Below are 17946 nucleotides of genomic sequence, written 5' to 3'. Positions count from 1 at the left end.
GACGCGCGCCGTGAATTCTTCCGCTCCGCCTCTGGGCACTGCAGACAGCCGCCTGTCCCTCTCTCGCCAGGGTCAGGCAAGGGAAGGTATCTGAGAGGGTGTCGGCGCCTCTACCGGTTTGATTGCTTGCTAAGACCTGTGCAGATGGATGGAGGGCCATGGGGGTGCGCCATTGCGTGGCTGACGGTGTGCCAGTTCCTGTGCGTGTATCTGTAGTGTGGGATCTTGTTGTGCACCATGAACTGATGGCCAGTCAGTTCACCCACGTAGGTTGCTACTACCATGACGCATAGATATTACGGTCAATGCCCGAGCGTTCCCGGAGGTCGCTCCTCGGGAACGCCGCCAAAAGATCGTCAACGAGAAGGTGTACACGTGGAAATCCAGATCGTGGTCGGCCGCGAAAACAAGAGTGGCGAGCCCATCAGTACCCCGCAGGCCAAGCCGACCCGAAGTATCGCCAACTCACTTCCCGCCCGGAACTTCTGGCCGGTGCAGGCATAGTGCGCAACAAGGACGAGCGGTACAGAGCAATTCGGTTTGTCGCTAACGCCGGTCAGGTTCTCCTAGTAATGCCGGTTGGCAGCGGATTCGAGTTCATCGTGATTCACGAGGGTGAGACCTCGCGCGGCTGCCTTCCGCGCCAGCGAGTCTCTGCGCACACCCGCGGTCTCAAGTAACCAGTCGGCCCCGGTAGTTGGAACCGGGGCTCTTTCACGGAATCGGAGGCGAATCATCGTGATCAAATTGACGCGCGCGGAGACAGGTTACGCTTGACTCATGTCGAAACCTGCGCGTCGAACCGTGCGGCTCCGGCGGCTCGGGAGGACCATCCGCCAACTCAGGGAGCGCGCCGGGCTTACCCAAGGCCAGGCAGCCGACCTGATCGGCATCCACCGCTCCACGTGGATTGCGATGGAGAGCGGCAAGAGCACCCCGCACAAGATCAACGTGCTCGCCGTCATCGAGAAGTTCCACGCCTCCCGTGACGAGGCGCAGGAGCTCCTGACGCTGGCCACCCGGCCCCATGGTCCCGCCTGGATGCGGCCCCTGCGCGGCCTTATCCCGGATGCATACGGCGATTACATCGATCTTGAATCGGAAGCTCTGTCCATCAAGTCATGGGAGCCGACGCTTCCCAGTGGTCTCCTCCAGACCGAGCGCTTCGCCCGCGCGCACGCACGCGACAGTCAGCCGGACTCAACAGACGAGCAGATCGAGGCGCACGTCACAGCACGGATGCACAGGCAGGCCACATTCGCCGAACGCGGCGCGCCGCTGTGGGCAGTCATCGGGGAGGCCGCGCTGCATTACGAGGTCGGCGGCCGCGACGTACGGCACGAGCAGCTGACGCACCTGCTCACGGCCAGCGAGGGACCGAACACCACGCTGCAAGTGATCCCGTTCAGCGTCGGCGCCCATTCCTCCATGATGGGGTCGTTCGCGATCTTGACCTGCGGAAAAGGAGATTCGCCAGTCGTCTACGTCGAGACGCTCGGCGGTGACCTTTTCCTGGAGGCGCCTGACGACCGCGAAGGCTTCGAGAAGACGTTCGGGCACCTCCAAGCCGCCGCACTATCCCCGGCCTCCAGCCGTCGCCTCATCATCAACACAATCCAAGACATCGAAGGGCGGGCAGTGCGCAATGGCAGCAAGCAATTTGCACTGGCGCAAGAGTAAGCACAGCGGCGACAAGGGCGCCTGCATCGAGATAGCTGAACCCGCGCCCAACGTCGTAAAGGTCCGCGACAGCAAGGACACAAACGGGCCACAACTCCAGTTCACCGGTCCCACCTGGCTCGAATTCATCACGGACGTTCAAGTCGGCCGGTACAACACCTGATACAGAGACCCCATGGGTGCCCCCGTCTCCGCAACCGAAGGCGGGGGCAACACCCGCCACTAACGGTCGCACTCGAACACCCGACCAGCACCGCCGCATGATCATGGGGTATATGGCGCGGGCGGAACCATGCATACCGCGCATCACGGCTCATAACCCGTAGCAACGGCGAAATGTCAACGGCCATCGGCGGCTTCTGGATCTCGCAAGATTTTCGTGAACGTGCTGACGGTGTGTGATGTGGTCACGCGAGCAGGACGTGGTGGCGGAGGAGTCGGCGTCCGGCCCGGCCCGGACCGCGTCGATGTCGCGGGCCAGGCTGTTGGCGAAGCCGTGCAGCTCCGGGACGCCGCTGGTATTGGCGGAGTTGAGCCAGCTTTCAAGGCTTTTGTCGCCCCGGTGGTTGACGAGCATCTCAACGAACCCTCGACCAGCGTGCGGTTGGGGGGCGAAGTCGGGGCAGCGGGCGCGGAGTTCCTTGAGCAGGGCCTGGTCCGGCTCGGCCAGGGCGTCGGGTGTGAGGATGAGGGCGCTGGCCTCCCGCGCCTTCGGCGCCAGCGACCGGGGCTATGCCCCCGCGGCCTTACCACGGCTACCCCGCAGCACTTCACCGTGGCCTCCTGGGGCATCCAACACGCACACCCCGGGAGTTGCCCGCCCTGGAAGAAGGGTGAGCACGCACCGCTGCCAGCCCAGATCCGCCAGGTTCGAGCTGATGGCACCTCAGGAGGCTTCAAACACCGGTTCCTAATTTCTTTTGGAGCGGTTCCGGCGGACTGGTTTCGGTCTGCCGAACTGTTTCGATTCGAGAGCGCGACGCCTTACTGGTTCCAGGTGTGATTGACGCCTTACGAGAGAGCGGCACCGCCCGGTGCGACCGACGGCCACCACTCGATCTGATGATCGCTATTGAGCGATTCCGATGCGAGCGTTGTTAGTGGTGCGAGCCCGCTGCACGGTGACCTCTCGCCAGTCCCGGGCCGTTGAGCCCTGGGCAAGACCGAGGCCCGTTCGGTGCGCTGGTGCCGCGAACGGCTTGTGCGATGTCGGCTCAACAGAAGCCTGGAATTAGGGAGCCGCGTGGCCCGCATGCGCTCGTGACCAGCGCAGACACTCGCGCCAAGGGGAGGAACAACTTGATCTACTGCGGAATCGACTGGGCCGAGCGGCATCACGATGTCGCCCTGATCGACGAGTCCGGCCAGTTGCTGGCCAAGCGCCGCATCGGCGACGATGCGGCCGACTACCGCATCCTGCTCGACCTGCTCGCCGAGCACGGCGACAGCGAGGGCACCCCGATCCCGGTGGCGATCGAGACCTCCCGCGGCCTGCTCGTTGCCGTGCTGCGGCAAGGCCGGCGCCAGGTGTTCGCGATCAACCCGATGGCCGCCGCCCGCTACCGCGACCGCCACGGCGTCAGCCGCAAGAAGTCCGACCCGGGCGACGCCCTGGTCCTGGCGAACATCCTGCGCACCGACATGCCCATGCACCGACCGCTGCCGCAGGACAGCGATCTGGCCCGCGCGATCGCCGTCCTGGCCCGCGCCCAGCAGGACGCGACCTGGAACCGGCAGACGATGGCCAACCAACTCCGGTCCCTGCTCCGGGAGTTCTACCCCTCGGCCCTGGACGCGTTCGCCGGCTGGCAGAACGGCCTGTGTCGCCCCGAAGCCCGTGAACTGCTCAAGCTCGCCCCGCCGCCGCAACAGGCCGCCCGGCTCACGCTCGCCCAGCTCAGCTCGGCCCTCACGCGGGCCGGACGCCAGCGCGGCATCGAGGCTGAGGCCCAGCGACTGCGCGAGATCTTTCGCGGTGACTACGCCCACCAGCCACCCCTCGTCGAGGAGGCATTGGGCCAGCAGATGCTCGCCCTCCTCGGCCAGCTGGAAGCCGCCTGCACCGCCACCGACGACCTGGCGAAGGCGGTCGAGGAGGCTTTCCCTAACCATCCGGACGCCAGAGTGATCATGAGCTTCCCCGGGCTCGCCATCCAGCTCGGCGCCCGGATCCTCGCCGAGATCGGCGACGACCGCCAACGGTTCGCCGACGCCCGCGGCCTGAAGTCGTACGCAGGATCGGCACCCATCACCCGGGCCTCGGGCAAGAAACACCACGTGGGCCGCCGCATGGTCAAGAACGACCGCCTCAACCACGCGGGCTACCTGTGGGCGTTCTCCGCGATCACAGCCTCGCCCGGAGCCAAGACCCACTACGGACGCCGCCGCGAGAAGGGAGACTGACACGCACAGGCCCAGCGGCATCTGTTCAACCGCATGATCGGCCAGCTCTACCACTGCATCCACGCAGGCGAACTGTTCGACGAACACGTAGCGTTCCCCTCCCTCCTCGCGTCTGCGGCTTGACTACTTGGCTCCGTGCGATGTCTCTCGTATACCTCTCCGTCTCGATTGCCGAACCCGCATCATCTGGCAGTACTGACACGTCCCGACGTTGTCGGGCCGCGTGCCACCCTTCCCGGCACCTCCAGGGTCAGGCTGCCCCCAGCTTCACCGCCCTGCTGCGACAGGACGGCGGCGAAGGTCTCCCACCTCCACTCGATCAATCAGAGCCTCACGGCGCACGTGGAGCACGTGCCAGATGTCGGCTACCTGTCGGGGCCTGGGGTGCTCCGGCGCAGGCGCCGTCACGGAAGGTTCCGGCGCGGTCGCGGCAGATCATCTGGACTGCCGGGTGCTGGCGCAGCCAGGCCGCGAACGTCTCGGCGGTCCGGCAGGCAAGAAGGTCGACGGGCTGGTGGGTGGACATGTCGATCAGGATGGTCGCGTGCTTCCACCCGCGGCGCAGCGCGAGCTCGTCGACGCCGGGGACTCGGACGGGGCCGATACCCGGCTCGGGCGGCGCCCTGATCAGCCGTAGCATCGTGTCTTTGCACGTGGTTACCGACATCCGGCGTGCGAGCCGGGCACCCGGTCGGCCGCCCAAGAACAGGGCCACACCCGTGAGCATCGCCGTCAGGAACTCGGTCCGCCGCCGTGCGTGCCGACGCGTAAGCGTCGGTGTCTGCTCGGCGAACGTCCGATGCGAGCACGCTGCGTTCAGGCAGGTGAACCGCCGTGCCCGCAGACGAATTTCGATGCGGCGGCCGGCAACGGGACGGTCGGCAAGACACCGTTCGTAGTAGCAGTGCACCCGAGATGAACAGGCCTCACCTCCCCGGCTTGTGCCCCCAGGAACACCACGCTCGCCGTGATCAACAGTCGATCTACATCAACGTCTGCACCGGGGAAGAGGAGATCAGTAACAGGCACAGGCCCGTCCACACTCAGGTGATTCCCCAGGGCCGCCCGCTGGCCGCTACCCCCAAATCAGCGACAGAGCCCATAAATCTCGCGAGAGCCAGGTCAGAATGGCTGTTGACAGCGCGCCTGCTGATGAGGACGCCGGAGCTGTGCTGCCTCACGGTAGTAAGGAATGGGAGAGTCCGCCCTCCAGGTTCCACTTCTACGAGCTCAACGCGTGGCAGGATCTGGGGCTTTGCACTCGGTCTCGGGATGCGTACTGCTGGCAGGAGCTACACCGACCGTCTCAACAGACACGCAGCATGCGCAGAGGAATTCTGCAGTTCACCGGCGATGCGAAGCACCTGGGCGGCTCGTTGTACGGGACCCTCGGGACGGCGCCGGCTGCAGCCACCCCAGGATCAGCGGACCGACACGCCGCTGTCACTATCCACAGCGCGGTCAACTGCCCGAGTTTCCCGAATGTGTATGGTTTGCCCGTAATGTATGATGCCGCAACCTTCCTTGATCACAGCTACATGGCGAACGACGGCTATGGCCCGCCTGTGCGGGCCGTTTTTCGAGAGAGGCAGCGACCAAGTGGGTACACATGTGAGCGACGCCCCGTCAGCCGGACCTGGTGCTCGGTTCCCGTCCGGGGACGGCGGCTCTGCTGCCCTATGTCGCGTAAAGCGCCTGGCCGGACCCGCAGTACGGCCCATCAAGGGCTGCTTTCGGCCTCCCCCGTTGCCCGGCGAACTCGACTACCGACTCGACGAGGTGGGCGGCGCGGGCTGCGGCATCGACTCCGAGCGTGCCCGCCTGATCAGCGTGGCCGAGACAGTTGAGCGCTACTCCACCCCTCCCTGCCAGCACGGGCTGGTGCGCTGGGCCACCGCCGACGAGCTAGGCGACGAGGCGGTCGACCGGGTCACACTCCCACGCTGCCCAGAAGACCGAACTCGCCAACGACGACGCGTGGCTGATGATCCCCGCGAACAAGAGCCTGTCGCAGGGCTGGGTGCGCGGTTGGTCGCTCAGCCTGCGCCGCCCGGTGTGGGCACCAGTCGGCTACGCATGGCTGTTCACCACCCCCGAGGCTGCCGGCGAGGGCATCATCAACCCGATCTCCATCGATTGCGCCATCCATGCCGATCTCAAGCAGATGCTGGTGAACGGCATGTGCGAGGTCGTCGAACGCGACTTGATCGCTCTGGCCTGACTCCAGTGCTTGGCCCTCCCCGAAATCGACGGGAGCCGGGAGCCCGCCCTGTGCGAACAGCAGTGCCGACGGTGGGACGACTTCATGGAGTACCGATTCCACGACGCCACCTCGGATATCGAAGTGCCCGTCGTGTACGCGGCCGTGCTGAGCGACCACAGCGAGGCCCTGAGCCAGCTGGTGATGGGCACCAGCAGCCTGGACCCGATGAACGTGGTTTGCAAGATTTACCGAGAGGTCACCTCCTCCCGGACCGTCCTACAAACCCGGTAGTCCATGCCCGATGGCCCACAGGAGTTCACCTGGGCGAGGGCTTTGACTGGCCCGACGACGAGACCGTGGACGACCGCGAACGCCGCGACCTCGTCGGCCCGCTTGCCGCCGGAGCGTGCGGCGTCTCGCGCGCGCCGGGAACTCCCAGTGGGACGAGTGGGCCCGCTGTCTGCACAGCGGGCTGCTGCTCGACCTGGATGGCTCTGCCCCCAGAGAAGGCCCTAAACGGGCTTGCCGCCCTCCTGACGGAGCGAACCACTCCCGAGGAACGCCAGTTCGGCACCGAATTGACCGCACTGGCGGATGCGTTGCATGCCATCCCCGATGGCGACGCCTGGGTCGGAGAAAAGGGTATGAACAAGGGAACTGATGTCTAAGTCACAAGAGCACCTGATGAACTGGGCGACCGGCCGCGCCGGGCGCCTCCCTCGCCGACGAGGACCTGCTCTGACGGCAGTCCTTGAGAACCCCGCACACCTGTCTGCCCTGCTTGCCTCCGACGTGGTGGACGCCACGACGACGGTCTTCGTTCCCGGGCATCCGGGCAGCACAGACGGTCCGTTGATCGTCGGCTACGAGGGCTCGCTCAGCCAGCCGGAGGCGGAATTCTCCCACGATCCCGGCTTTTACCTGGAGATCCAGGCTTACAGCATTAGCAAGTACATGTCGGTGGTCGGCCCCACTCTGGTCCGAGTAGCCGACAGCACGGACTTTGAGGCATACCTCGGAGATGCCGACCGGGCACGCCATGAAGGTGTCTTCGCCAATTTCATCACCAGTCCGGTGATTCAGCTCGCGGATCTTCCTGCCCTGGGAGCGGGGCCTGAGGGGGACGGTCCCTCGTTCCGACTGTATGTGGGGCGCTCCGGGGAACTGTCGACTTCTCCGGGCGGCAAGCGACTGGGCATCGCGGGCGACAGCCTCGAGCAGATTACCGCCGAGTGGGCGCGTATCAACAGCGAAAGCCTGCAGCCCTGCGCTGTGTGCCTTGGCGAATGGCTGCCGGAGTCGAGCCGCGAGCCAGCGTTGGCCGAACGCCCCTGGCTCGGACGGTATCTCGCTGCTCTGCACGGCATTCGTGACCTGCGGGCCCGCGGCTTGAACGTCACCGGAGTATCCGGTTTTGGCGGCCGTCTTGTGGTTGCCCTGAGCGAGCTGCCTGGTGCGGCGGACGCCACTGATCCCGCGCTGCCGCTCCTGCTGTGGACGGCCGACGCTGTGTACGCGCACAGCTCACGGGAGGGGCGAAGCTTCCAACTGGGGCACAAGGCAGCCGAGTTGGCAGAGATCCTGCTGGTGTGCGGTTCGGTGGAGGCAGCGGCTCGGTTTGCCGACCGAGAGAACCTCGAACGAGTGCAGGCGCTGTTCGATGGAGCGGGCGTAAAACTGCCCTCCGGCGTTCTCATCAGTGAGGGAAAGTGAAGGTGGGCTGATGCCGAACGAGCCCGCGATCCCCGGTCGGGCCGGCGTGCTCCTGGCAGAGCTCGGCGACAGGACGGTGTGCTGTGACCTCTACGACGAGGTAGGCGCCCCCGTCTACCACGATTTGGCCGGGAAGGAAACCAGCGAAGTACGTGAACTGCTCACCCTGCTGCAGGCCACACCTGGACCTGTACTCGAGCTGGCGGCCGGTTCCGGTCGGCTGACCATGCCCCTGCTGGCGTCGGGGCGGGACGTCACCGCGCTGGAACTCGCCGGCAGCATGCTGAAGCTGCTGGCCGCACGGCTCGAGGCGGCTCCCGCGGCGCTGCGGAACCGGTGCACGATAATTCAGGCCGATATGGGTGATTTCGCCCTCGATCGTGAGTTCGGTGCGATCGTTCTGGGCACGTCCTCCGTCTCACTGCTGGACGCCTCTGGCCGCAAGGGCCTGTACGACTCGGTACGGGCCCACCTCGCACCCGGTGGCCGCTTCCTGCTGTCCACCGTGGACTTGGAGTCATGTGACACGGCGCCGGACGAGATGGAGTTGGAGTTCACTTCCGGCAGCGGCCGGAGCTACCGGATGTTCGACTACTGGCCCCCCGGAGCGGAGTCCCGCATCGTCACGGTGTTCCCGGCAGTGATCGGAGAGGGCCGGATCGAGGTCTGCACCACCAGCATCCGTGTCTTGTCGGCCGATCAGCTAGAAGAGGAGCTGCGCCACGCCGGATTCGCCGTACGTTCCCGGCATGAGCTGCCCGACGTCACCCCGCGCTATCACAGCGTGCTCCTCGAGGCGGAGGCGGCCGCGTGAAGTCCACCCGATACACGCTGTGGCCCTCGCTGCTAACGCCCGACCTGCACGGCAGGGACGACCTGTGCGCGGTGTCCGCGGAAGGCGCGCGTGTCAAGTTCGCCGACGGGCGGGAACTGCTCTGCGGCAGAAGCGGCCTGTGGAACACCAACCTCGGATACGGCAACCGGGCTATCGCTGAGGCTGCTGCCGAAGCACTGCGCACGGCCTCCTATCTGAGCGTCTTCCGCGAAGAGAACGAATACGCTCGACGCGCGGCGGACGCACTGGTGGAGCTTGCGGGTGCTGAGCACTACAGGCGGGTGCTGTTCTCCACTTCGGGCGGCGCGGCCAACGATCTCGTGATGAAACTCGCCCGGCAGTACCAGCTACTGCGCGGTAGGAGCCGACGCCAGGTCGTGGTCGGCCTGCGCGGCAGTTACCACGGTCTGACGTTCGGCGGCTTCGCGATGACCGGGGAGGACCTGGGACAGCAGATCTACGGGGTCGACCAGCGGCTCGTCCGGCACATCACCCCGAACGAGCCTGGGGAACTGGTCGCACTCATGTCCCGCCAGGGTGCTCAAGTCGCGGCTGTGGTGGTCGAGCCGGTAATGGGCACAGGAGCCCTGCCTCTCAGCGAGGAGTACGTCGCCGAGCTGCTGCGACTGCGCGAGGAGTACGGATTCCTGCTGGTGGCCGACGAGGTGGCCAGCGGGTTCGGCCGCACCGGGGACTTCTTCGCCTCCCAGCGATGGCCGACCCGGCCCGACCTTCTCATCACCTCCAAGGGCTTGACCAACGGCACCAGCGCCGCCGCCGCCGTACTGGCTGCACGGTCGGTGGCGAAGGTTTTCGATGAGACGGGCGCTGTCCTCGTCCACGGCGAGACGCAGGCCGGAACCCCGGTCACCTGCGCGACCATCCTCGCCACCATCTCGGAGATGCGCAGGCTCGATGCGGTCACTCGGGGGCGGAGGCTGGCCAACCGATTGGAGAAGGGGCTGGCCGCGCTCATCGCCGAACACTCCCTCGTGACCGGCACGACGGGCGTTGGCTGCTTCCGGTCGGTTCGAGTTGCGGCGGCCGACGGCAGCGGGACGCCCCTGCCGCAGTCCGAGGTGGCTTCGCTCGTCGCCGCGGTCCGGGAGGCAGGCGCCATCGTGCACCCTGGTCCGCACGGCATGCAGCTCCTTCCCGCGCTGACCTACACCGACGCCGAACTCGACGAACTGTTCGCGTGCATTCGGGTGGGCCTCGACCTGTACGCCGGCCGAGCCGCCGTGCAGGAGGCCCGAGTATGAAGAGCACCGGTAACAACCTGCGGCAGCCCTTGAGCGGGACGGGCGAGCTGGCGCGGCTACTGAGGAACGACTTCGACATCCGTGGGCGAAGAGTCACCGTCCTCGTCGACGGCCCGGTCCGTGACACAGTGATCCACCAGCGCGTAAGAGCCGCACTGGACGGGGCGTATGGCCTGACCGAAGCCCTCGCGCTGCACGGAAGCGGCGATCTGAGCAGTGTGCTTGCTCTCGCGGACCGGCTGGCCGATACAGAGCTGGTCGTCGGCCTGGGTGGCGGCTCGCTGCTCGACCAGGCCAAGTTGGCCACGCTGGTGACAGCGGACCCAGAGGTCCCTGCCCGGCTGACGGTGCCCCAACGCAGCGGAGCGATCATGCTCCCCCCCGCGCCGACCCGGCCCATGCCACTGATCGCCGTACCCACGACCATTGGCACAGGCTCGGAGTCCAGCGCTGTCGCATGCCTCACCTACCCGCAGGGGAAGCGGCTGATCATGGGCAGATCGCTGCGGCCCGAGGTCGCCGTGATCGCCCCTGAAGCCACGGCCACCCTGCCCCAGGAGCTGGTCGCCGAAGGTGTGCTTGAAGTGCTATTCCGACTGGTGAGCCCGTATGTCGGTGATCACGCAGACGCTCCGTCCCAGGACGCGCGCGTGGAGAGTGCCGCCGGGCGACTGGTGCGGCTCGGGTACGAAGTGCGTGACGCGGCTCGGGCTGAACAGCGGTGTTGCGATCGGCTTCGCCATGAGATCGCAGAGCTGAGCGGCAGCAGCCATGGTGAGTGGTTCCTCGCGGGCCGCGATCCGTGCGCGGTCAAGGGGTGGCTCATCGCCAACGAGCTCTCCTCGGCGCTCGCGGTACGCAAGATGACAGCGGTGGCTGCCCTGTTGCCGCCGCTATGGCGGGCGATCGACGCCGGTGAGGGGCGGCTGGGGTCGGACCGGCGGCTACGACGGCTGTGGTCTCTCCTCCGGTCGGAAAGTCCGGAACAACTTCCTGCGAACCCGGCTTCCGGAGTGGCTGCGCTCATCGATTCCTGGCTGATCGGGCGTTGCATCGACATAACACCCAGCCAGGCTGAGGCCGTCGCCAGGCGGATCGTACGGGCCTGGGGAGCCGGGCTGCCCATGCTCGGCGGGCTCGACGGCGATGACGTTCTGAGCCTGCTGCGAGAGGCCACCGAGCGTGCGCCTCAACGCCCGCCACGCGCGGACGCATCAAGGATTTCCGCTTTGGCCCACCATTCGGTGCAGCAAGGCGGGAAAAGAGAAGCACTTCGACCACAGACATGAGAGGAGGTGTCATCAATGCAAACGAACGAGAATATCCAGCCAGTACAGGATCTGGGCATGCAGGAGCTGGAGGCTATCGTAGCCCCCTGGAATTTTGCCCATTTCGCCGGACAGTTTGTGAAATGGGCCGTCCCCATCGGCATGGGGGTCGCCGGGTGGTTCATCACCTGATCCCGGTGCCTCCAAGCATCGGGCGGTCGGTGGTGGACGCAACCGCAAACGTAGGTGCCTGAACCGTGAGAGGAGGTGTCATCAATGCAAGTGGACAAGAATATCCAGCCAGTACTAGATCTAGGCATGGAGAAGCTGGAGGCCCTGGAGGCCCCCAACTGGCTTGGGAATGTCGGTAACTGGTTCAGGAATGCCTGGAACAGCATGTATCACGGGTTCGGATATGGCTACACGAACCACGGCTGAGGCCGTTCGTACGAACTGAGTGTCACGTACACCGTCGTACCGGGAAGGGCGGGCCCGCTCCCCGGCTCCTCCAGGAACGATTCAGTCGACGCGCTCCTGGGCGCTGTTACTGATCGTGTGGTCCTCGGCGCGCGGATCGTTCGAGCGGGCCATCTATGGTGCCTGATGTCGGGATTCCGTGGTGGTGGGAAGTTTCTGCTACCGCGGAGTCCCGGCCGCCCTAGGGCTGTTCCCTAGTCAGACTTCGACGGTTCCATTGAGCTTTATTTCGGGTGGCATGCTACTTGGCCTGATTCCGATTACTTACGGGTTACTGGAGCGGCCGATAAAGGATGCGACCGTGACGAATATCGGCGTCTGAGCCGCGAGAGGAGGTGTCATCAATGCAAGCGAACGAGAATATCCAGCCAGTACTAGATCTGGGCATGGAGAAGCTAGAGGCCCTGGAGGCCCCCACTTGGTTTAATTTCGGCGCATGGTGGGGTCGTTTCTGGCATGGGGTCCTACACTGATAGGGGCTGATGTCGGGGTTCCGTGGTGGTGGGGAGTTTCTGCTACCGCGGAGTCCCGGCCACCCTAAGCTATTTCCTAGTCGGACTTCGGCGGTTCCATTAGCTTTGGGCGTGGATGCCGTGGGGCCGGATGTGCCATTTCGGGTGGCATGCTACTGGCCTGATTCCGGTTGCTTACGGGTTACTGGGGCAGCCGATGGTGGGTGCAGGCGTGACGAATGTTGATGCCTGAACCGCGAGAGGAGTTGTTTAATGCACGCGAAAGAGAATATCCAGCCGGTGCTGGATCTGGGCATGCAGGAGCTGGAGGCTCTGGAGGCCCCCAACTGGCTTGGGAATGCCTTTAAGTGGGTGACGAGCGCCGTCCAAGCCATCCGTTGGGTCTTTTGAACGAGAATATCCAGCCAGCACTAGATCTGAGCATGGAGAAGCTTGAGACCCTGGAGGCCCCAACCTTTTGGTCTAATTTCGGCAAGTGGTGGGGAAATTTCGTGAACGGGGTCTGGCACCCATAGGGGCTGACGTCGGGGTTCCGTGGTGGTGGCAGTTTGTGCTACCGCGGAGTCCCGGCCCCCTAGGGCTGCTTCCTAGTCGGACTTCGGCGGTTCCATTAGCTTTGGGCGTGGATGCCGTGGGGTCGGCTGTGTTATTTCGGGTGGCATGCTACTGGCCTGATTTCGGTTGCTTACGGGGTACTGGGGTGGCCATGGTGGATGCGACCGTGACGAATGTCGGTATCTGAATTGCGAGAGGAGGTGTCATCAATGCAAGCAAACGAGAATATCCAGCCAGTACTAGATCTGGGCATGGAGAAGCTTGAGACCCTGGAAGCCCCTATGTGGGGGCCTCGCGGTATGTGGGGGCAGACCCCCCCATTCTTCCCACCCATCCACCAGTGCCTTTTTGGTTGCGGATGGTGATGGGGTCTGATGTCGGGGTTCTGTGGTAGCAGGCAGCATCCGCACGGCATCTCGGCCCCACGGAGAAAGTAGTGCTGGCGGTGCCAGTGTGCCTTGGCCATGGCTTTCGTAAACGGTCTGGGCCGTGGAGGACCTCTCCTTCACGGTCCGGTCCGAACGAGTCGTGGGCTTGCTCGACCGTAACGGCGTCAGCAAGACCACCTCGCTGCGGATGCTCCTCGGGCTGGCTTCTCCCTAGCCACGCCCCCGAGCCGCTGGTATTCGGCGATCCGATCAACGGCCTCGCCAGCTTTGGGCGTGGATGCCGTGGGGTCGGGTGGCCATGGTGGATGCGACCGTGACGAATGTCGGTATCTGAATTGCGAGAGGAGGTGTCATCAATGCAAGCAAACGAGAATATCCAGCCAGTACTAGATCTGGGCATGGAGAAGCTTGAGACCCTGGAGGCCCCCTTTTTTGGGCGGGGCGGTCTCTTTGGGTCGATGTGGCCACGCCTTGTGCCTCGTATGTGCTGGATCGGCCCTTGCTGATGGGTGATGGGGTCTGATACCGGGGTCCTGTGGTGGCGGGCAGCATCCGCCACGGCATCTCGGCCCCACGGAGAAGGTAGTGCTGGCGGTGGATGGGGAGCAGGTATTGGCGGAGCCAGCGTGCCTTGGCCATGGCTTTCGTGAGCGGTCTGGGCCGTGGAGGACCTCTCCTTCACGGTCCGGTCCGAACGAGTCGTGGGCTTGCTCGGCCGTAACGGCGTCGGCAAGACCACCTCGCTGCGGATGCTCCTCGGGCTTGCGTGCCCCACCGCGGGAGCGTTCGTCGCGATCTCAAGGTCTGGGCCAGAACGTTGGGTCTGCCGTCCGCTCCGGTGGTGTATGAAGTGCTGGATCTGGTCGGACTTGCCAGCGGTGCCGATCGCCAGGGGGCTACTAGACCGGCATGAAACAGTGGTTCGCCCTGGCCACTGCCCTGCTCACCGCCCCCGAGCCGATGATACTCGGCGGTCCGGTCAACGGCCTCGCCCCGGACCGCATCCGCTCGCTGCGCGGGCTGCTCCGCTCCCGCCACATCACGGAAGACGTAGCCGCATGCCCTCTATGACCACGCCGGTAGAGATCGCCTCTGAGTTTTTGGACCGGCCCAAGCTCGCCGCCGACGTATCGGTGCACGAGCCTGCAGAAGAAGGGGCTCCCTGGGTCATCCAACGTGGCACAGACCAGTACTTCCGTGTCCAGCCCGACCTGGCCAAGCTGGCGCTCACCGTGAACGGAATACGGGACCACGCCCACTTGGCGGACGTCCTTGGGCCGCCATGGACTGCGGAGGCAGTCGGCACCGCAGTCGGCAAACTCGCCACGGGCCAATTGCTCGACAACGGTGAGCCGGTCAGACGACCCAGCCGCTACGGTCGGCGGGTCAAGTTTGTGCCGCCGCTGACCGTGCAGTTCACCGTGCTCAACCCCGAACATATCCTGCGTCGGTTCTCACCACTCGTCGGCCTCCTGATGAGTCGCGCGGGGCTATCCGCGCTCGGCGCTCTCGCGCTGTGCGGCCTACTGGCTCTCGCCTGCCAGGCACGGTGGCTGAGTACGGCTCTGGGGCAGCCGCTGCCGTTGTCCACGTACCTGGCCATCGTCGTCGGGTTGCTGGCCACCATCGTGGTCCACGAGTTTGGCCACGGTGCCGTCCTCGGCCACTACGGTGGTCGGCCCGCGCGGATGGGCGTGATGCTGTTCTACCTGTCGCCCGCCTTCTTTTGCGACGTCTCCGACGGCTGGCGGCTGCCCCGCAAGCAGCAGCGCGTTGCGGTGGCCCTGGCAGGAATCGCGACGCAGTGGGTCATCGCCGGCGGGTCGGCCATGGCTTCGCTGTTTGCCGAGGCACAGCTTCGGGACGGCCTCATCGTCTTCGCTGTTGTCGGCTACATCGGCGGACTACTCAACCTGACTCCGTTCGTCAGGCTGGACGGATACCTCGCGTTGATGAGTCACTTCGACATTCCGCACCTGCGTGACCGCGCGCTCCACGACGCAAAGTGCTTCACTGCTCGGATCCTGTTCGGCGGACGCTACGATCGGAGGCTGCCGGATCTGCGATGGGCGGTTCCCTTCGGCCTCGCCTGCATGATCTTCCCCCTCTTCTTGGTCGCCACGGGCGTGTTGCTGTGGGCGTCCTGGCTGCAGCGGTTCGGGAACGTGGGCGCATTGCTGGTGGTGTGCGGCATCGGCTGTCTCGCGTATTACCTGGGTCGCGGCCTGCTTCGCTTCATCCGCGAGGCCCGGACCGGGGGAGCTGGCGTCCTGCGGATCGGCACAGTGGTGGCGCTGGCCCTCGCCATGGTCGGAGCAGCGCTGACCCTCATCAAAGTGCCGTACACCGTCAGCGGTGGCTACCTCGTACGGGATGGCGGGCGTGTTGAGCTTCTCCTTGCCCCTTCGGTCGATCGTTCGGTGATCCGTGAGAACAGCCCAGTGCGTCTGTACCGGGCGAGTGTGGCTATCCGAGCTAAGGCCGGACAGGCCGTCGTCACCACAGACCTTGCCCGCGACACGACCGCGCCCCTTTCAGTTTTCCTGCCTGTGCGGACCGACGTACTGTCCGTGCCTGCCGTCAGCTATCCGCTGACGACGAGCGAGGCTCCCGAGAACCAGGTGGGCGTGGCCCAGGTGGATGCCGGGACCAAGACGATCGGGGTGTGGCTGTACGACAAGTTCATCGCTCCGGCGTGGCGTTGGTAGCAGGGCAAGAGAACAGCGAGGAAAATGCGCATGGACTTCCAGTGCTTTCAACTTCCACCGGCCCGGCAGCGCCCAATTCACCGATCGTGTAAGCCGTTCCGGGCAGCGGATGCTGAGCCCCGGTCTCATCGGCGCCCCGTCGTCATTCCGGTCTCCGGCGTCGTTTCCGGGTCGGTTCGGCGAGGACCTTGACCTCAGTCTCCCGCCCGATCTGTAACCGTGTCAGCCTTACTCCGTCTCAGCGAGCTGCCGAGGCTTCGGCCCACCTCGCCTCTTAGAGGGCGGTACGCGAGTTGATGTCCATTTCGCCCTTTCGGGAGGGACAAGCATGCTGGCCGCGGCGTCGCCCCGGACGGCGGCAGCTTCAAAGGCGAACCTCCTGCCTCCCCACTAGCCGTCACCCTTGCAGCCTCCATTGGCTCTTTGGCCGTGCGAGCGCGGCTGCGAGGGCGCAGCATGATGGTGTCGGCTGAACCGGAATTGTCGGGAGTGCTCATGGCGGCAGGTTGGGACCATCGCCCCGCGACAAGCCCTGAGGGCGGTGAGTGGCTGCCTGTCCTCGACATCCCCGCTCCCGGGCGGCAAAGACGCTGGACTGTGCTGCTGCGGTCGTTGTTGCTGCTTCCTCAGTTAGTGGTGCTCTGTGGTCTTGCTGTCATGGCGTTCTTTGTCACGATCGTCGGCTGGTTCGCTGCCTTGTTCACGGGGCGGCTACCCGGCGGAATCTTCTCGTTGCTCAGGTCCGTCCTTGCTTACGAGACCCGGGTCAGCGCGAGTTTCATGCTCTTGGTCGACCGTTATCCGCCCTTCGCGTTCTCGGCCCCGCAGTATCCGGTACAGATCGAGGTTCGGGCAACCTCACTCAATCGTCTCGCGGTGTTCTTCCGGCTGATCCTAATGATCCCTGCGACGGTTGTCGGAAACTTCGTCCAGGTCGGCTGGCTCGCGATCAGCTGGGTGTTCTGGACTGTCACCCTAATCCTCGGGCGTCTGCCCGATCCACTGTATGCCGCAACGGCTGCCGTGGCCCGGTACACCATGCGTCTAACCGCATATGGTCACATGCTCACCCCTGCCTACCCCAAGCGGCTGTTCGGCGACGAGCCAGTACCGGTAGAGCAGGTCAGTTCCGGCACTCGGCCACTACAACTCGACACAGTAGCCAAGGCTTTCGTAGTGCTGTTCGTGTTGCTCGGCCTGGCGGGGCACGTCGTCAACGCTATCGTGGGCTATAGCTCCGATGACGAGCGGGACACCACCGCTCAGACCGTCCACGCTCTGGCGCCAAAGTGCTGGGACTCTTTCATCTTGTCTTTGAGGACCAAAACGCCAGGGTAGCGTCGGGATGTGGCGAAGCATCTGTCGTAGGTGTGCTGATCTCACCCATCCAATCTTGGCGGGCACTCGGTTAACGAAGTGATCTAAGGGAAGCGACGCGGGGCGTCGCTAAGATCTGACACCGCGGCGTTGGATGACGTCCCGCAGAGCAGCGTGGTCTGGCTGTCCCTACTGACATTTCCAAAGAGTTGTCGGGGTGTCATGTCGTGGTGACTGGAGGCCGGCACCAGCGAGGCAGCCGTCGATGAGGTGGGGCGCACGCCGCCGCTGCGGACGGCCTGGACATGCTGGTCCACGATCACCAGTACGGTGCTGAACTTCGAGACTAGCTTGTCGAAGACGGCCCGCGGCCTCGGTTCGCTGTTGCAGACCTGCCGTCCGCGAACTGCCCGGCGTTGCCCCGGGCAGGCCGAACGGTGACCGGACTTCTCATCAGCGTCTCTAGCAGCACCTCTCAGGCCCGGTGACACAACCCCCAGGCCATTCGGTTCGACATGGGGACACAGTCATGCCGGACCCGGAGGCCAGCGGCCCTGTTGCAAGCCCCTCGAAGAACGCACGGGGGCGCCAGTGTCCCGGCGAACGCGGCGGCGATTGCTGCGAGCATGACTGCTCGGCGTGTCTTCCACATGGTCGTTCCCT

The 17946-nt window shown here is 65.0% G+C and carries 17 protein-coding genes and 2 pseudogenes; 17 read left to right on the top strand and 2 right to left on the bottom strand.

Annotated elements, in window-relative coordinates:
- The first annotated feature begins 375 nt into the window (after window positions 1–375).
- The 3 genes from AC0KTA_RS41780 (at window position 376) to AC0KTA_RS41770 (ending at window position 1843) form a co-directional block, all read left to right on the top strand.
- Window positions 376–504 carry a hypothetical protein gene (locus tag AC0KTA_RS41780; protein WP_481057157.1) on the top strand — a complete coding sequence of 43 codons (129 nt, stop codon included), beginning with the start codon at window positions 376–378 and terminating at the stop codon, window positions 502–504.
- Between the two features lie 276 nt (window positions 505–780).
- Window positions 781–1680, top strand: a complete 900-nt coding sequence (locus AC0KTA_RS41775) for a helix-turn-helix domain-containing protein (RefSeq protein WP_481057156.1) — start codon at window positions 781–783, stop codon at window positions 1678–1680.
- Window positions 1646–1843, top strand: coding sequence for a DUF397 domain-containing protein (locus AC0KTA_RS41770; RefSeq protein WP_481057155.1), 198 nt, complete (start codon window positions 1646–1648; stop codon window positions 1841–1843). Before AC0KTA_RS41775 ends, AC0KTA_RS41770 begins: the two co-directional genes overlap by 35 nt.
- A 150-nt stretch (window positions 1844–1993) precedes the next feature.
- Here AC0KTA_RS41770 and AC0KTA_RS41765 read toward each other — a convergent pair whose 3' ends face one another.
- Window positions 1994–2257, bottom strand: a complete 264-nt coding sequence (locus AC0KTA_RS41765; protein WP_481057154.1) for a hypothetical protein — start codon at window positions 2255–2257, stop codon at window positions 1994–1996.
- Between the two features lie 722 nt (window positions 2258–2979).
- Between AC0KTA_RS41765 and AC0KTA_RS41760 the strand changes: the two are divergent.
- Window positions 2980–4206 (top strand): annotated as a pseudogene (locus AC0KTA_RS41760) (IS110 family RNA-guided transposase).
- A gap of 208 nt (window positions 4207–4414) precedes the next feature.
- Here AC0KTA_RS41760 and AC0KTA_RS41755 read toward each other — a convergent pair.
- The gene (locus AC0KTA_RS41755; RefSeq protein ID WP_481057153.1) at window positions 4415–4993 is read right to left on the bottom strand and encodes a transposase; all 579 of its coding nucleotides are present in this window, start codon (window positions 4991–4993) and stop codon (window positions 4415–4417) included.
- A gap of 1074 nt (window positions 4994–6067) precedes the next feature.
- Here AC0KTA_RS41755 and AC0KTA_RS41750 point away from each other — a divergent pair.
- The 13 genes and pseudogenes from AC0KTA_RS41750 to AC0KTA_RS41690 all read left to right on the top strand — a co-directional run bounded on the left by AC0KTA_RS41750 (window position 6068) and on the right by AC0KTA_RS41690 (window position 17304).
- Window positions 6068–6304: a YcaO-like family protein gene (locus AC0KTA_RS41750; RefSeq protein WP_481057152.1), complete on the top strand. Its 237-nt coding sequence runs from the start codon at window positions 6068–6070 to the stop codon at window positions 6302–6304.
- Window positions 6305–6313: 9 nt separating this feature from the next.
- Window positions 6314–6577 (top strand): hypothetical protein, encoded by a 264-nt coding sequence (locus AC0KTA_RS41745; protein ID WP_481057151.1) that lies wholly within the window; start codon window positions 6314–6316, stop codon window positions 6575–6577.
- Between the two features lie 369 nt (window positions 6578–6946).
- Window positions 6947–7999, top strand: a complete 1053-nt coding sequence (mpaB, locus tag AC0KTA_RS41740; protein WP_481057150.1) for a daptide biosynthesis RiPP recognition protein — start codon at window positions 6947–6949, stop codon at window positions 7997–7999.
- Window positions 8000–8009: 10 nt separating this feature from the next.
- Window positions 8010–8813, top strand: coding sequence for a daptide-type RiPP biosynthesis methyltransferase (gene mpaM / locus AC0KTA_RS41735; protein WP_481057149.1), 804 nt, complete (start codon window positions 8010–8012; stop codon window positions 8811–8813).
- Window positions 8810–10096, top strand: a complete 1287-nt coding sequence (mpaD, locus tag AC0KTA_RS41730) for a daptide-type RiPP biosynthesis aminotransferase (protein WP_481057148.1) — start codon at window positions 8810–8812, stop codon at window positions 10094–10096. The genes mpaM and mpaD overlap by 4 nt, the downstream gene beginning before the upstream one ends.
- A complete protein-coding gene (gene mpaC, locus AC0KTA_RS41725; RefSeq protein WP_481057147.1) occupies window positions 10093–11385 on the top strand; it encodes a daptide-type RiPP biosynthesis dehydogenase in 1293 nt (430 codons plus the stop codon). The genes mpaD and mpaC overlap by 4 nt, the downstream gene beginning before the upstream one ends.
- 15 nt (window positions 11386–11400) lie before the next feature.
- Complete coding sequence (locus AC0KTA_RS41720) at window positions 11401–11556, top strand: hypothetical protein (protein ID WP_481057146.1); 156 nt, start codon at window positions 11401–11403, stop codon at window positions 11554–11556.
- An 84-nt stretch (window positions 11557–11640) separates the two neighbouring features.
- Window positions 11641–11802 (top strand): hypothetical protein, encoded by a 162-nt coding sequence (locus AC0KTA_RS41715; RefSeq protein WP_481057145.1) that lies wholly within the window; start codon window positions 11641–11643, stop codon window positions 11800–11802.
- Window positions 11803–12566: 764 nt separating this feature from the next.
- Window positions 12567–12704, top strand: coding sequence for a daptide-type RiPP (locus AC0KTA_RS41710; RefSeq protein WP_481057144.1), 138 nt, complete (start codon window positions 12567–12569; stop codon window positions 12702–12704).
- A 1216-nt stretch (window positions 12705–13920) separates the two neighbouring features.
- A pseudogene (locus tag AC0KTA_RS41705) lies at window positions 13921–13986 on the top strand (hypothetical protein); the annotation flags it as partial.
- 181 nt (window positions 13987–14167) lie between these two features.
- Window positions 14168–14329 (top strand): hypothetical protein, encoded by a 162-nt coding sequence (locus AC0KTA_RS41700; RefSeq protein WP_481057223.1) that lies wholly within the window; start codon window positions 14168–14170, stop codon window positions 14327–14329.
- Window positions 14326–15966 carry a daptide biosynthesis intramembrane metalloprotease gene (gene mpaP, locus AC0KTA_RS41695; RefSeq protein WP_481057216.1) on the top strand — a complete coding sequence of 547 codons (1641 nt, stop codon included), beginning with the start codon at window positions 14326–14328 and terminating at the stop codon, window positions 15964–15966. Before AC0KTA_RS41700 ends, mpaP begins: the two co-directional genes overlap by 4 nt.
- A 495-nt stretch (window positions 15967–16461) precedes the next feature.
- Window positions 16462–17304 carry a DUF4389 domain-containing protein gene (locus AC0KTA_RS41690; RefSeq protein WP_481057215.1) on the top strand — a complete coding sequence of 281 codons (843 nt, stop codon included), beginning with the start codon at window positions 16462–16464 and terminating at the stop codon, window positions 17302–17304.
- Window positions 17305–17946: the final 642 nt, after the last annotated feature.

It is taken from the genome of Streptomyces sp. Y309 (assembly GCF_056712025.1).
This window is presented reverse-complemented; position numbering and strand designations above follow the sequence as displayed.

Coding starts and splice junctions, on each gene's coding strand:
- AC0KTA_RS41770 (WP_481057155.1), top strand. CDS start 1,646: ATGGCAGCAAGCAATTTGCACTGGCGCAAGAGTAAGCACAGCGGCGAC.
- AC0KTA_RS41775 (WP_481057156.1), top strand. CDS start 781: ATGTCGAAACCTGCGCGTCGAACCGTGCGGCTCCGGCGGCTCGGGAGG.
- AC0KTA_RS41710 (WP_481057144.1), top strand. CDS start 12,567: ATGCACGCGAAAGAGAATATCCAGCCGGTGCTGGATCTGGGCATGCAG.
- mpaB (WP_481057150.1), top strand. CDS start 6,947: ATGTCTAAGTCACAAGAGCACCTGATGAACTGGGCGACCGGCCGCGCC.
- AC0KTA_RS41715 (WP_481057145.1), top strand. CDS start 11,641: ATGCAAGTGGACAAGAATATCCAGCCAGTACTAGATCTAGGCATGGAG.
- mpaP (WP_481057216.1), top strand. CDS start 14,326: ATGACCACGCCGGTAGAGATCGCCTCTGAGTTTTTGGACCGGCCCAAG.
- AC0KTA_RS41720 (WP_481057146.1), top strand. CDS start 11,401: ATGCAAACGAACGAGAATATCCAGCCAGTACAGGATCTGGGCATGCAG.
- AC0KTA_RS41700 (WP_481057223.1), top strand. CDS start 14,168: ATGAAACAGTGGTTCGCCCTGGCCACTGCCCTGCTCACCGCCCCCGAG.
- AC0KTA_RS41750 (WP_481057152.1), top strand. CDS start 6,068: ATGATCCCCGCGAACAAGAGCCTGTCGCAGGGCTGGGTGCGCGGTTGG.
- AC0KTA_RS41690 (WP_481057215.1), top strand. CDS start 16,462: ATGGCGGCAGGTTGGGACCATCGCCCCGCGACAAGCCCTGAGGGCGGT.
- mpaC (WP_481057147.1), top strand. CDS start 10,093: ATGAAGAGCACCGGTAACAACCTGCGGCAGCCCTTGAGCGGGACGGGC.
- AC0KTA_RS41765 (WP_481057154.1), bottom strand. CDS start 2,257: ATGCTCGTCAACCACCGGGGCGACAAAAGCCTTGAAAGCTGGCTCAAC.
- mpaM (WP_481057149.1), top strand. CDS start 8,010: ATGCCGAACGAGCCCGCGATCCCCGGTCGGGCCGGCGTGCTCCTGGCA.